The organism is Desulfobacula sp., assembly GCF_021107415.1.
The window spans coordinates 1-15,067 of sequence record NZ_JAIOSW010000397.1; the positions used below are offsets into that span (position 1 = coordinate 1).

The 15,067-nt window shown below is 37.6% G+C and carries 14 protein-coding genes; 11 read left to right on the top strand and 3 right to left on the bottom strand.

The features are described 5' to 3' along the window. From K8S13_RS19950 to K8S13_RS19960, 3 genes are all read right to left on the bottom strand, one after another. On the bottom strand, positions 1–770 hold a 770-nt coding region (locus K8S13_RS19950; protein ID WP_291465352.1), incomplete at its 3' end, for a hypothetical protein. A 4-nt stretch (positions 771–774) separates the two neighbouring features. After that, entirely contained in the window at positions 775–1,959 is a 1,185-nt protein-coding gene (locus tag K8S13_RS19955) for a LegC family aminotransferase (protein ID WP_291465354.1), read from the bottom strand. Positions 1,960–1,965: 6 nt separating this feature from the next. Beyond that, positions 1,966–2,973 (bottom strand): NAD-dependent 4,6-dehydratase LegB, encoded by a 1,008-nt coding sequence (locus K8S13_RS19960; protein ID WP_291465356.1) that lies wholly within the window; start codon positions 2,971–2,973, stop codon positions 1,966–1,968. A gap of 129 nt (positions 2,974–3,102) precedes the next feature. On the opposite strand from K8S13_RS19960, the gene K8S13_RS19965 reads away from it, so the two are divergent. The 11 genes from K8S13_RS19965 to K8S13_RS20015 all read left to right on the top strand — a co-directional run bounded on the left by K8S13_RS19965 (position 3,103) and on the right by K8S13_RS20015 (position 15,055). After that, positions 3,103–4,164 carry a sugar phosphate nucleotidyltransferase gene (locus K8S13_RS19965; protein WP_291465358.1) on the top strand — a complete coding sequence of 354 codons (1,062 nt, stop codon included), beginning with the start codon at positions 3,103–3,105 and terminating at the stop codon, positions 4,162–4,164. A 46-nt stretch (positions 4,165–4,210) separates the two neighbouring features. Next, entirely contained in the window at positions 4,211–4,861 is a 651-nt protein-coding gene (locus tag K8S13_RS19970; protein ID WP_291465359.1) for an acetyltransferase, read from the top strand. Between the two features lie 65 nt (positions 4,862–4,926). After that, a complete protein-coding gene (neuB, locus tag K8S13_RS19975) occupies positions 4,927–5,934 on the top strand; it encodes an N-acetylneuraminate synthase (protein WP_291465361.1) in 1,008 nt (335 codons plus the stop codon). 47 nt (positions 5,935–5,981) lie between these two features. Continuing rightward, positions 5,982–7,145, top strand: coding sequence for a UDP-N-acetylglucosamine 2-epimerase (gene neuC, locus K8S13_RS19980; RefSeq protein ID WP_291465363.1), 1,164 nt, complete (start codon positions 5,982–5,984; stop codon positions 7,143–7,145). After that, positions 7,138–8,133: a Gfo/Idh/MocA family oxidoreductase gene (locus K8S13_RS19985; protein WP_291465365.1), complete on the top strand. Its 996-nt coding sequence runs from the start codon at positions 7,138–7,140 to the stop codon at positions 8,131–8,133. The genes neuC and K8S13_RS19985 overlap by 8 nt, the downstream gene beginning before the upstream one ends. Before the next feature lie 41 nt (positions 8,134–8,174). Beyond that, the gene (locus K8S13_RS19990; RefSeq protein ID WP_291465367.1) at positions 8,175–8,774 is read left to right on the top strand and encodes an SIS domain-containing protein; all 600 of its coding nucleotides are present in this window, start codon (positions 8,175–8,177) and stop codon (positions 8,772–8,774) included. A 3-nt stretch (positions 8,775–8,777) separates the two neighbouring features. After that, positions 8,778–9,611, top strand: a complete 834-nt coding sequence (locus K8S13_RS19995; protein WP_291465369.1) for a transketolase — start codon at positions 8,778–8,780, stop codon at positions 9,609–9,611. A 71-nt stretch (positions 9,612–9,682) separates the two neighbouring features. Next, entirely contained in the window at positions 9,683–11,398 is a 1,716-nt protein-coding gene (locus K8S13_RS20000; protein WP_291465371.1) for a hypothetical protein, read from the top strand. A 57-nt stretch (positions 11,399–11,455) separates the two neighbouring features. Next, positions 11,456–12,457 carry a GDP-mannose 4,6-dehydratase gene (locus tag K8S13_RS20005; protein ID WP_291465373.1) on the top strand — a complete coding sequence of 334 codons (1,002 nt, stop codon included), beginning with the start codon at positions 11,456–11,458 and terminating at the stop codon, positions 12,455–12,457. Positions 12,458–12,471: 14 nt separating this feature from the next. Then, positions 12,472–13,536 (top strand): radical SAM protein, encoded by a 1,065-nt coding sequence (locus tag K8S13_RS20010; RefSeq protein ID WP_291465375.1) that lies wholly within the window; start codon positions 12,472–12,474, stop codon positions 13,534–13,536. A 43-nt stretch (positions 13,537–13,579) separates the two neighbouring features. After that, positions 13,580–15,055, top strand: coding sequence for a radical SAM protein (locus K8S13_RS20015; RefSeq protein ID WP_291465378.1), 1,476 nt, complete (start codon positions 13,580–13,582; stop codon positions 15,053–15,055). The last annotated feature ends 12 nt before the right edge of the window (positions 15,056–15,067 follow it).

Sequence of the window (15,067 nt, forward strand, 5' to 3'; positions counted from 1 at the left end):
AACCGCCGATATTCATAACTTGTGGCAACATTATGGGCAATAAAAAGAATAGTTTTATCTTTGGGAATGTTGTGTTTGGCTCGATAATGGTAGGGGACTTCAATCCCGTTATGCCAGAGGATACTGGTCCCTGGAGAAAAAACCTTGCCCTCGTATAATGGAAGTTTCCAGACTTTTCCTTTTATAGATTGTTTTTTTGCGCTTAAATAATCAAAAGACTGTTCATTTGTTGTTATAATTCCATCAAGCATAGACGGTATCATTGTCCAACGTGTGTATAAGGGTAAAAGTTCATATCCTGCGATAAAGATATTATTATCATGTGCCAGTTTGACCCATTCATAAAAAATAACCTCTTCAGGAGTTGATGAGCCAAGAGGCGTGGGGATTTGCAAAATAATCCCGAATATGTTGGATAGTCGGGGCAGATGAAGAGCAGCCTCACTCATAACGCCTGCACCCAGATCATCCAGCAGAAGTGCTTTCCATATTTCCAGGCCATCACTAAATTCAATGTCATGAATAAGGTCTTTTTTCCTTTGAAAATTTTCAACAGACGGCGGAACATTACCCCGGGTTGCCTTAAATGTTAAAGGGTCAAGAGGCTGTATCATTTTCAGGATTTGTTCGTCTCTTTCAGGTGCGATGAGCTGGATATGGATTTTATCGATTCCTGTTTTTAATAGTTTTAGGAAATCCACAATAATCGGTGATACCTGGTTGTCCTGAAGTACCCACAAAATGGTTGGTTTGGTTTGGTTTGCTGCCATAGTTTTAGACCTGATATCCTCTATTTTCGTCCCCAAGGTTTTTGCTGCTTGGAATATTGATTATCCTATTTTCTAATTTTTCAACTGATGATAAATCCATTGCAGGGGAGTGCCTGTACATCGGTAATTTATGCAATGGTGTCCATACGGGTCGTGTTAAAATTCCATTTTTGTTGGTTAACTTAAGTATTTGATTTAATAATTCGGGGTCAGCTTTGTCAAGCATAAGCGTATTCAACCAGAAGTTGCTTTGAGAATGATCAGGTTCCCAGAGAAAGGAGATTCCTTTTATTTTATTCAATTTGTCGTTGTATTTCTTTGCAAGGAGCCTTTTTTTCTTTAAAATATCAGGTAATTGTTCTATCTGGGCACACCCTAATGCTGCATTTATATTTGGCATTCTGTAATTGAAACCTATTTGGTCGTGGAAAGGGTGCCAGTCTTTGTCTGATCGGGCTGTTGTTGATATATGTCTGGCTTTTTCTGCAAGAGCAAGATTATTGCAAAGAACAGCCCCGCCACCACCTGTGGTAATCGTTTTGTTTCCATTAAAACTGATGGCTGAAGCAATGCCAAAATTTCCAGTATGTCTTCCTTTATAATAAGATCCGATTGATTCTGCAGCGTCCTCAACTACTTTAAGGTGATATTTATCACATAAGTCCATTAAGGGTTCCATATCAGCGGGATGTCCAAAAATATGAACAGGTATGATGGCTTTGATCTTTTTGTTTGTCAGTTTATTGATACAGGTATTATTTGCTACACGTGTGATTTTTTCAAGATAATTATCAAGTTTTTCAACATCCAGACAAAGGGTGTTGATATTGCTGTCAATAAAGTGTGGAGTGGCTCCGCAATAGGCTATGGCGTTTGCTGTACCAACAAATGTAAGAGAGGGAACCAATACTTCATCCTCTGAGGAAATATCAGCAAGCTTTAATGCAATGTGAAGGGCTGCTGTCCCATTGACAACAGCAATGGCATGTTTTGCCCCGGTATATTCAGCAAGCATTTTTTCGAATTTATCCACATATTTCCCCACTGATGATACAAAACGGGAATTAATGCATTCCATGAGATATTCTTTCTCGTTGCCATTAAAAAAAGGTTCATGCAATGGGAAGGATGTTTGGTTTGGAAGGATTTCAAAAAGTGTATCAACAATATTTTGGGCAAGTTCATTCATGTTAAGTTACAGATTATAGATATCTGATTTGTATTTTGCCAGATTTTTATTATCCGTAAACCAGGCAGCTGTTTTTTTAAGGCCTCTTTTTAAGCCCTCTCGGCCGTGAAATTCCGGGGTCCAATTTGTTAATTTGTTAATTTTTGAATTATCTGAGCAAAGTCTGTTGACTTCGCTTTTTTCAGGTCTGATTCTCTCAGTATCCATGACAATGTCAAGATGGGTGTTCATGGCCTGGCCAATGAGTTCAACTGTCTCTTTAATGGAAATTTCAAAGCCAGTCCCAAGGTTCATAATTTCTCCGTCAGTGTTGTCAGATTCAGCAACTGCAATAAATCCGTTAACCGTGTCACTGACATAACTGAAATCCCTTGTCGGAGTCAAGGCACCTAATTGGATGTTTTTTTTTCCAGAAGCAATTTGGGTTATGACAGTAGGAATCACAGCCCTGGCCGATTGTCTTGGACCATAGGTGTTAAAGGGTCTGACAATGGATACGGGTGTGCCAAAGGATCTGTAAAATGATAATGCCATCTGGTCTGCACCTATTTTTGTGGCGGAATATGGGGACTGCCCCTGTAAAGGATGATCTTCGGTTATGGGAACAAACATGGCTGTTCCATATACCTCACTTGTGGAAGTGTGTATTACTTTTTCAATATCAAGCTCTTTTGCTGCCTGGAGTACATTAAGGGTTCCTGTTATATTTGTATCAACATAAGAGGCTGGAGAGTGGTATGAATAGGGTATTGCAATCAAAGCTGCAAGATGGATGACAAGATTACACCCTTTCATGGCTTGTTTTACACAATAGGGATCACGGATATCTCCAGGATATATCTCCATGTTATCAAGTATTTTTTTTTCAGAGTGATCGAGCCAGCCCCAGGAATTAAATGAGTTGTATAATACAAAAGCTTTAACATTATATTTTTTTTTAACAAGTTTTTCAGCAAGATGAGACCCAATAAATCCGTCTGCTCCAGTTATGAGTATGGTATTTTTTTTATTCACAATTCTATGCTATACCTTCAGTTTAAAGGTTGAAGACTCGATATTATATGTTATAACAAGCATTGATTGTTATAGTGTAATATAAAAGGCAGAGCCATGTCTTGTCAATGCTTAAAAAGGATTCATTTTATGCTTGAAGATCTTTTAATACAGCCGGATATACCAATTCCACAAGCTTTAAAAAAATTTAACAATACAGGTGAAAAAGTCCTTTTGGTGATTGATAAAGAAAAGAAACTGATCGGCACTATCACAGATGGAGATGTCAGACGGGCAGTTCTTGCGGGTCATTCCATAGAAGATCCCATAACCAGAGTATTTAATAAGTCCCCCATTTATATTTCCGAAAGAGATTTTTCTCTTGATGCCGTAAGAAAGATTTTGTTGTCATACAAAATTGATTTACTTCCTGTAATTAATGAGAACAGGGAAGTGGTTGATTTTATAACCTGGAGCAGAGCCTTTTCAGGACATGGATTCCTTGAAAAAAAAGTCGGGGAAATTAATATGCCGGTGGTGATCATGGCAGGCGGAAAAGGAACCCGGCTTGAGCCGGTAACAACCATTATCCCAAAGCCGTTGATACCTGTCGGATCAAAAACAATTGTTGAACATATCATGGACAGATTCATAAATAATGGAGTGAAAGAGTTTTATTTTACACTCAACTATTTTGGAGAGATGATAAAAGCGTATTTGAGCAGTATTGGTCAAAAAAATAAACTTTATTATGTTTTTGAAAAGGATTATTACGGTACCGCAGGAAGTCTGAAATTATTAATTAAAGAACTTCCCGGTACATTTATTGTCTCAAATTGTGATATATTGGTAAATGCTGATTATGCAGATGTTGTTAAGTTCCATAAGTTTAATAACTCGTCTCTTACCATACTCTCCGCTTTCCTACAGCACAGAATACCTTATGGAGTTATTGATTTTAAAGAGGATGGTGTTGTAACTCAGCTTCATGAAAAACCGGAAAAAACTATTGTAATCAATACAGGAGTATATGTGATTGATTTGGAATGTTTAAGATACATTCCTGATAATGAAATGTTTCATATGACTGACTTAATAGATAAATTGATGGATAATGGGAAAAAAATCTGTACATATCCGGTAAACGAAAATGATTATATTGATATTGGCCAGTGGGACGAATACAGGAAAGCGGTTAAACAGTTTACATGAGAAATAAAAGCAGATTATGGAATGACAGATTCGTGTTTTGTAATATTTGGAAGATGTTGAATCTCATGGGAGTTTGTGTATGGCATCGATAATTCTAATAGGGGGTGGCGGGCACTGCGAATCATGCATTGATGTAATTGAACAGCAGGGCAGATACAGTATTGCCGGTATTGTTGATAGGCCTGATAAAATTGGAAACAAAGTTGCCGGATATGAAATTATTGCTGATGATACCAAAATTGTGGAATTGGCAGACGAATATAAATATTTTTTGATTACGTTTGGACAGATCAATAGCCCTGTAAAGCGTATTGAACTATTCAAATTTCTTCAAAAATTAAAAACACAGATGCCTGTTATTATCTCTCCGCTAGCTTATGTATCAAAGCATACCAGGATTGGACAAGGAACTATTATCCATCATCATGCTTTTGTAAATGCCGGAGCGAAAGTTGGAAATAATTGTATAATAAATACAAAAGCACTTGTGGAACATAACGCTGTTGTTGATGATAATGTCCATATTTCCACAGGTGCTATAATAAATGGAGGTGCAAAAGTAGGAGAAGGAACCTTTGTAGGAAGTGGCACCATAGTCAGAGAATCAATAAAAATCGGTGAGAAATGTATAATCGGCAGCGGTATCAGAGTTATGCATTCAGTTAAAGCCGGAGAAATACTGAATGCCTCCCATTGATGGATCAATACTGGCAGGGATATACACATGTCAGATTTTAATTAATTTCCAGGAATGAATATTTAATGAATAAAGTATTTATTATTGCTGAAGCAGGAGTGAATCATAATGGAAATATCAAGACAGCTGAAAAAATGATTGATATTGCTGTCAAGGCTGGGGCAGATGCTGTCAAATTTCAGACATTTCAAGCCCGGGAATTGTGCTGTGTTTCTGCTGAAAAAGCTGAGTATCAAAAAAAAAACGGGGATGGTAAAGAAACACAGTTTGAGATGCTTAAAAGGCTTGAACTTGATGATGATGCTCACAATTATTTGATATCTTATTGTAAAAAACAGGGGATTACATTTTTATCAAGTCCTTTTGATTTGAAAAGTATTGAACTTTTATCCTCACTTGGAATGAAAATATTTAAAATACCTTCGGGTGAGATAACCAATGTTCCCTATCTTGAAAAAATCGGCAGTCTTGGGAAAAAGATCATTTTGTCCACTGGAATGGCAGATATGGAAGAGATAGAGTTTGCTTTGGATGTGCTTATAAATACAGGGACTTTGCCAAATGATATTACCCTGCTTCATTGCTGTTCTCAATATCCTGCTCCAATGGATGATGTGAATCTGCTGGCCATGAAATCAATGGCAAAGTCTTTCCCAGGGGTTAAAATAGGATATTCAGATCATACTCAAGGGATTGAAGTTGCCATTGCAGCTGTAGCCATGGGAGCAAGCGTGATTGAAAAGCATTTTACTTTGGATAGGACAATGGATGGACCAGATCATGTTGCCAGCATTGAGCCGGATGAATTAAAAGGTATGGTTTGTGCAATACGGAATATTGAAAAGGCCATGGGTGATGGAGAAAAGAAGGCTCAATCAGTTGAAACAGCGAATAAAAGGATTGTTCGGAAAAGCATTGTAGCTCAATTTGGAATAAAAAAAGGGGAAATTTTTACCTCCTGGAATCTGGCAGTAAAAAGACCTGGGAATGGCCTTTCCCCTGTGAAGTGGTATGAAGTTTTAGGAAAAAAAGCAAAAAAGGATTTCTTGCAGGATGAACAGATAACCCTGTGAGATAAGGATGATCGGGGTCAAATGTGTTGGGGACAAAATAATAGCATATGAAAAAAATCTGCATATTTACCGGAACACGTGCTGAATATGGCCTGCTGCAGCCATTAATGGCAGAAATAAAAAATGATTCAGCCCTGTGTATGACAATTCTGGTCAGTGGAATGCACCTATCTTCTGAGTTTGGAATGACATACCGGTTAATCGAAGAAGATGGCTTTACAATTGATGAAAAAATTGAAATTCTTTTGAGTTCCGATTCCAGCACAGGGCTTTGTAAATCAATGGGGTTGGGAATAATTGAGTATGCAGGTGCTCTGGAACGTCTTGACCCTGAATTGCTGGTGGTTCTTGGGGACAGGTTTGAAGCTTTTTCTGTAGTTACAGCAGCTCTTGTCAGGAATATTCCGGTTGCGCATATACATGGGGGAGAGGTGACTGTCGGAGCTATGGATGATGCATTTCGACATGCCATAACAAAAATGAGCCATCTTCATTTCACATGTTCTGAAGAATATAAAAAAAGGGTTATTCAGCTTGGTGAACATCCTGACAGAGTTTTCAATGTGGGGGGGCTTGGTACTGAAAATATCAGAAAAATACAGCTGATGGCAGAAGATGAAGTTAAAAAAAAGATTGGGCTTTTAACCAGGGATGCATATTTTCTTGTGACATTTCATCCGGTCACACTTGAAACTTATAAAACCAAGGCCCAGTTTGAGCAATTGTTATCAGCGCTTATGGATAGTCGGTTTAAGGATTTCAAAATTATTATCACTAAGGCCAATGCAGATACAAACGGTAGAATGATTAACCAGATGATTGATGTTTTTGTAAAGGAGAACAAAAAGCAGGTAATATCATTTTCAACCATGGGACAACTAAAATATCTGAGCGCGATGAAATATGCCGCTGCTGTAATAGGAAATTCATCAAGCGGTATCCTTGAAGCCCCGGCTTTTAAAATTCCTGTTGTCAATGTCGGTAAACGGCAGCAGGGAAGGATCAATGCCGAAAATGTGATAAACTGTGTTTGCCGGAAAAATGATATTATATTTTCAATAGAAAAAGCAATCTCAAAAGCTTTCAATGAATCAATTAAATCGATGACAAATCCATTTGAACAACCGGAAACGGCAACTACCATTAAAAATATTATTAAAAATTTTGATTTGTCAGGCATTACTTTAAAAGAATTCTATGATTATGAATAAAACAGTGCTTGTTTGCGGACTTGGTTCCATGGGTAAAAGACGTATCCGGATTTTGAAATCCTTGTATCCTGATATTTCTGTTGTGGGGGTTGATTCGCGTCAGGATCGAATGACAGAAGTAAAGACCCGGTTTAAGATTAAAGTGCAAACAGATTTTTACAAAGCTTTTCAAGAAATAACACCGCAGGTCGTATTTGTTTGTACACCGCCATTATCCCACGACCAATTTGTATTGTATTCCCTTGAAAATAAAGCCCATACTTTTTCAGAGATCAACCTGACGTATAATGCTTATGATGCGATTATCAAAAGCTCCAAACAAAATCAGCGCATTGCATTTTTATCGTCAACTTCGTTGTATAAAAAAGAGATGAATTGGATTGCAGGACAGTTAAACAGCAACCAAGGTCGCGCATCTTACCGTTACCATGTGGGACAGTATCTTCCTGACTGGCATCCTTGGGAACATTTTTCAAAATTTTTTGTCGCGCAAAAAGAGAGCAATGCCTGCAGGGAAATTATGGCCATTGAGTTCCCGTGGATTATCAATGCCTTTGGTAAGGTAAAAGATCTAAAAGTAATCAAGTCAAATATATCAGAACTTGATCTTGAATATCCGGATATTTTTCATCTTTTATTTAAACATGAAAACGGGTGTGTGGGCACTATCACTATTGATTGCATCTGTGTAAAGGCTGTTCGAAAACTGGATATCTACTCGGATCAGTTTTATATCAAATGGAATGGAAAACCGGACACTTTAAAGATTGATTCAGACAAGAAGGGCAAGGCGATATCGGTTCCCTTGTATGACAGGATTCAAAAAGAAGCGAATTATGAGGCGTTTGTGATTGAGAATCCGTATATTGAGGAAGTTGAACATTTTTTTAATTTAATTGAGGGCAATCAAATTCTGCCGATATTATATGGCTATGAGCAGGATAAATATATTTTAAAGCTGATTGATGAGATTGAACACTCAGATTAAATTTTTAAATTATACCAATACATCTATTTTAAAGGTATATTATGATGAAACATTCAACAGCAATAAAGAGTCCATTGCAATGGTATGATGCCCTTTCCGAAGCAATTAAAGCAATGGAATGCAAGGTAGCTGGTAAGACCATGCCGGTGAAAAAAGCGATTGAACAAACCATTAATATATTGACAGCTGCAAGACAAATGAATTCTACTGTATATTGGGTGGGTAATGGTGGCAGTGCTGCCATATGCTCTCATCTTTCACAGGATTTGATGAACAAACTTGGGATTTGGTCCCAAACCTTTGGAGATATTTCCTTGCTGACTTGCATGGCCAATGATTTCGGATATGAACAGGTTTATGCTCGACCATTAAAAAAAATGGCAGTATCAGAAGATGTATTGATTGCCATATCAAGTTCAGGAAATTCAGAGAATATCCTTTCTTCGGTTGAGGTTGCCCTTGATAAGGGACTGCACACTATAACATTGTCAGGAATGGATGAGACGAATCGTCTTTGGAGTGTCGACACCAATGTGTCGTTTTTTGTTTCATCGGATTTGTATGGAATTGTGGAAGTTAGCCATGAAGCAATACTTCATGGTGTTATTGAAACTCTATGGCTTGAGAATCGGCAAAAATAGACTATGGATAATAAAGAATTGATTAACTCTGTTAAAGAGTTGGAACTGACTGCATCAAAAATCAGGGGAAGACTTGTGGAAATGTCACATCATTCAAGGTCGGCTCATCTTGGTTCAGCATTGTCATGCGTGGATATACTTGTGGTATTGTATTTCAGGATACTTAATTTGAATGAGGAAAAATTTGACAGTTTAAAAAGGGATCGTTTTATTTTAAGCAAAGGGCATGCAGCTGCCGCTCTTTATACGGCTCTGGCTTTCAGGGGCATCATTGATATGGATTTATTGGATACCTATTGTCAACCCGGCAGTATTCTTGAAGATCATCCGGGGCCCTCAACCCTTCCAGGTGTTGAGGCCGCCACAGGCTCTCTTGGGCATGGGCTCTCCCTTGGCACAGGCATGGCACTGGCCGGCAGAATTCAAAAAAAGGGTAATAAGATTTTTGTTTTGGTCAGCGACGGGGAATGTAATGAAGGCTCTGTCTGGGAAGCAGCCATGTTTGCTTCTGGTCATAAACTGAATCAAGTTACAGTAATTATCGATTTTAATAAGTGGCAGGCAACCGGAAGAAGTTGTGATGTCCTTGGAATTGAACCTCTTGTTGAAAAGTGGAAATCCTTTGGATTTAAAACGTTTGAAATTGATGGACACAATATGAAAGAGATTGTTGAAACGCTCTTGGAAATATATGCCGGGTCTGATCAGCCTTGCGCTGTTATCGCTCATACAGTCAAGGGGAAAGGAATTTCATTTATGGAAGATGATAATAACTGGCATTATAAAATTCCATCTGCTAAAGAGGTTGAACTGGCACTAAAAGAATTGGACAGTTAGATTACAGGACTGATTTGTATGATAGATGATAAGAAGATGAGGAAAAAATTCCAAACAAATGGTGACGTCAGATGAAAGATCAAAATTCAAATATCATGATTAATGCTGAAATTCATAACAATAGTCTATGCTTAAGATGTCGGCACAATAACGAAATAATGATTCATGAAAAAAAAATAACCGGTTTTGATCCGTCCAATAATGATATCGGGATGTACTATTTTTGGTGGATTCTGAATGCCATAAAACCTCTTTTTTTTAAAATGCCGGTGGAAAATGTTCAAATTGAATTTACACAGGAATGCAAAGACAAATTCTACAACATGTTTTCGTTTTGTTATAATTTGCTGAAAAATACAAATGAGATTTTAAAGGTCTATGCAGCAAAAAAGGATTGGGCCCTTGCCAACGAACATGTTTTGTTTTTCAATGTGGATGAAAATGTAAACTTTAAAAAAATATATAAAAACAGCGCTGAAATTGATTCGAAACATACAAAATACCTGGATTTTGATCCAGGGTTTAATCCTGTTGAGCGCAAATGGGAAAAAACGCCTCCCCCATTGTCCGTGGAAGAATTTATTCAATACATAAAAGAAAACAAGATTCAAAAAATTGTATCCATCAATCATTATCTGCTGGAAAAGTACCTTGATCAGGGCATTTATATCCTTGCTCTTTTTAAATACCTTGGGCTGGAATATATTATCATTGATCTGGATAATTACGACCAGTCATCCCAGGGTTATCTGTACAAATGCTTTTATAACGTAGATGCATTTGATCGGTTTTCATATGCTGAATTTCACGCCTTCTGGGATAAATATTACGGCATGGCTAATGTCAACCGTATTGTGTTTGCTCATGAAGATAAATCCGGATTTTCTTTTCAGGAAATTGATGAAGACTACAATATTGTCATTATGAGCAACTCTAGGATACAGGATGTCGTATCCATGTTGAATCCCATTGCTTTTGTTTTAGGCCATTTTACAGAAGGATCTTTTTTTGAAGAACTGGCACTATGGTATTATTCATTGCGGCATATGATTTTATCTGCAATGGATTTTAATGAATATGAAAGACTGAATTATAATGCTTTGTTGTTAAGGTTTGCCTATAATGCATCGCAGTTTGTAAAATACATTGTGATTGACAGTATAGAAACTGAACGTAAAATTGAGTTGTATGGTGATGCCGGCTGGACAATGGTTTTCCCTGAACACTACAAAACTTATCTTGACAGACAGGGGATTGATAATGTGTTTTCCAAAGGACGCTCGCTTAATCTTTTAATGAACTGGCAGCTGTCGTGGCTTGAGACCAGTGCTGTAATTTTTGAGGCTCTGAATTACAGGGTTCCTTTTCTGAATCATCCGGCCATAGCAAAAACAAGCAGTCTCAAAGGGATGTCCCATATTGAATATCATACCCCGGTGGACCTGAATCAAAAGTTGGATAACATTGGAGACCATCTCAATGAAGATCTTATTCAATCCATCAATTATCTAAATTCCTTTTGCAATGATAATATGAACTTTATTGTTTCAAAGTTGCACGCAAGTACCCGGCAGAGTTCTGATAATGAAAAGATTGTTAAGGAGTTAAAAGAACATGATAGCCTGCTTCAGGATAGAATTAATTTATATATGATACAAAATTATGATTTTTTAAGAAATTCATTTAATTGTCTTTTTATTGAGCCGGCTCAATATGATATCAGCCAGTCCAAATATTTTTCAAAAACATTTATGCAGCGGCTGATCCATTATGCACAGAACAGGTAATAGTCTGAACATCGAATGTTTCATCAGTGTGGGGAACTATAAGAGATAAGAGGAACAGTGGAAACAGTGCAAAGAGTAATCGTTATCGGGAGTAATTCTTTTTCAGGAGCCCATTTTGTTGACTATTGCCTGAATCTTGGAATGAATGTTATCGGGATCAGCAGATCAAAAGAGCCTGACTCTGTATTTTTACCCTATAAGTGGAAGGTTCAGAAGGATTCGAAATTTTTGTTTTTCCAACATGATTTGAATACAGAATTTGAGCAGATAAAAGAGCGGATCCAATTATTTCAACCTGATTTTGTTGTGAATTTTGCCGCCCAGGGTATGGTCGCACAAAGTTGGGAAAACCCTGAACAATGGTTTAATACAAACACACTATCCAATGTGAGATTGCATCAGTTCTTAAAGACCTGTTCTTGTTTGAAAAAGTATGTCCAGATTTCAACACCTGAAGTCTATGGCTCCTGTGAAGGGTCTGTCAAGGAAAATACCCTTTATAATCCGAGCACTCCATATGCAGTATCAAAAGCAGCTGCAGATATGAGTTTGATGACATTTTACAGAGAGTACGGGTTCCCGGTAGTTTTTATAAGGTCTGCCAATGTTTATGGGCCGGGACAGCTGCTATATCGTATCATACCAAGGGCATCCCTGTTTTTTCTTTTGGGAAAACCCATTGAATTGCATGGTGGCGGTACAAGTGTGAGGTCATTTATTCATATCAGGGATGTGTGTGAAGGAATAGTAAAAGTTATGCTGGAGGCTAAACCAGGCAATATCTATCATTTGGCAACCCAGGAATCCGTATCAATACGGTCACTGGTTGAAATAATAGCCCAAAAAACGGATAGAGTGTTTTTAGATTATGTGCATGAGGTTGGAGAACGCCCGGGAAAAGACAAAGCTTATCTTTTGGACTGTACAAAGGTGAAAAATGAACTGGGTTGGGAAAGCACAATTAATTTGAACGATGGCCTGGATCAGACTATCGGATGGATTAAAAAATATATTGAAATATTCAAAAATCAGCCTTTTGATTATCATTATAAACCATAGATGAGATTGAGATTATGGAAGATAGATTCAGAATAGACAGTCACAAACTGATGTACCATGTCAAAAGAGTTGCTTCATGGCTTGATGGAAAACAGATCAGTCCGATTTATATGGAAATAAGTCCCTGTGGAACCTGTAATCACAGATGTGTCTTTTGCAGCGTTGATTTTATGGAGTTTAAGAAGAATTTTCTTGATAAAACCATCCTTATGAAGAGGATTTCCGAGTTATCCGAATTTGGATTAAAGAGTATTATGTTTGCAGGAGAAGGGGAACCTTTCCTGCACAAAGATCTTCCCCAGATAATTGTTCATACTAAAAAGACTGGAATTGATGTGGCTGTTACTACAAACGGGGCATTAATGAGACCGGATGTGACAGATATTATTATCAATTCGGTGGAGTGGATTAAAGTAAGTATAAATGCCGGCACTCCGGAAACCTATGCAAAGATTCACGGAACAAACAAAAAGGATTTTAAAAAGGTTCTGTCTAATATGGAGTATGCTATTGCCAGGAGAAAGTCTTCTAACAGCAGATGTACGCTTGGTCTTCAAATTCTCTTAATACCTGAAAACAGCCATGAAGTGGAACTGCTTGCCAAAAAAGCAAAGGAAATCGGAGCAGATTATCTAGTGGTTAAACCGTATACCCATCACTACAGGAATAAGCATGCCTTTAATATCAGATACCAGGATTTTGAGAAACTGGAAAAGGATCTGCAGCAGTATAATTCAGATGATTTTAAGGTGATATTCCGGGCTCGGGCGATGGGAAAATGGGACAGCCAGCAACGGAATTATCAAAAGTGCCTGGCGCTTCCTTTCTGGTCATATATTGATTCCCTTGGAAATGTGTGGGGTTGCTCAGCCCATCTTCTGGATGATCGGTTTAATTACGGCTCAATTTACGATCAGGCATTTAAAGATATATGGAGAGGTGAAAAAAGGTTGGAAAATTTAAAATTAATGGTGTCATTGTTTGATATTGAATCGTGTAAAATGAACTGCCGTATGGATGAGGTAAACAGGTATCTGGATGAACTTAAAAATTTGCCGCAACATGTCAATTTTATATGATGGATCGGTTAACAAGTTATAATTAAAGGGATCTGACAAAGATATGACTCAAAAAAAGGAAACCGGGAAAACAGATATTGTATTAGTACTGACTAATACCAGATGGTTTAATAAAAGACCCTGGGTGATCATGCCCCTAACCATTGCCATTCTTACAAGCATTTTAAAAGAAGCAAAAATAGAATTTACAATAGTTGACGCCAATTTGAATGATTATGACGAAAAGCAACTGGCCGGTATTTTGAAAGACTTGGATCCCACAATTATTTTAGTCAGTTCTTCTTCAATCGAATATTATCTGTGTTCTGACAAGACGATCAATATAGCCAAAGAGGCGTGTCCCGGGGCAATCAATATTCTCGGAGGCATCTATCCGACGGTTTTACCAAAAGAAGCCCTGAAAAATGATTTTCTAGACTATATCTTTATCGGTCCGGCAGAAGAAAGACTTCCTCAAGTTCTTGATTTCTTGACAAATAGCAAGATTGAAGAAGTAAAAAAGCTGGAAGGGATCGGGTACCATGATGATAACCATATGCCAGTGATCAATCCAATAAATTTTAAGAATAAACTAAAAGCAATCAATCCAGACTATTCCCTTATCAATATCGAAGGGTACCTGAATCAAAAAATGTATTCTCATTACCACTATGTATCGTTTGTGGAACCTACAGTGATATTACTCACTTCATACGGATGTAGTTATAATTGTTGCTTTTGTGCATCCGCGAGCATCAGAGGTAGAAAAGTATCATACAGGGATCCTGAAAATGTTCTCAAAGAAATTGATTTTTTCTATAATAAGTATAACATACGGCATTTCGCCATCCAGGATGAACTGTTTCTGGCTAATAAAAAAAGAGTTAAAACCATTTTAAAGGGTATCATTGACCGAAAATATGATATTACTTGGAAACAGGTAAATGGTTCTGTCTGGCATCTTGATGATGAAATTCTAGAGCTGATGAAAGAATCCGGATGCCAGATCCTGTTCATTTCAGTTGAATCGGGAAGCCAGAGGGTTTTAAATGATATTATAGGCAAGCCTATTGATCTTAAGCGTGTCCCCACCGTTGTAAAAAAATGTAATGAATTGGGATTGTGGATATCCGCCAATTTTGTCATTGGTTTTCCCGGTGAGACATGGGAAGAGATCCGCCTGACATTCAAGCTGGCTGATCAGTTGTCTTTGGACTGTGCATCATTTACCATTGCAACACCATTACCCAAAACAGAGCTGTTTGAGATTTGTATGAGGGATAATCTGTTACCATCTGATTTTAATTTTTCAGATCCTCAGTATATTGGTTATGGTAAAGGATTCATCACAACAGACCAGTTTACGCCCAATGAGCTGATGATATTAAGGGCATTTGAGTGGGATAGAATTAATTTTTCAACTCCTGAAAAATGTGAAATTTTCGCTCGGATTCATAATATGACGATTGAAGAACTTAAAGAACAGCGTCGGCAGACACGGCGAAATGTGGGGCTGTATTACCAATCGCTGAATTCTTAAAATTACTTAAAA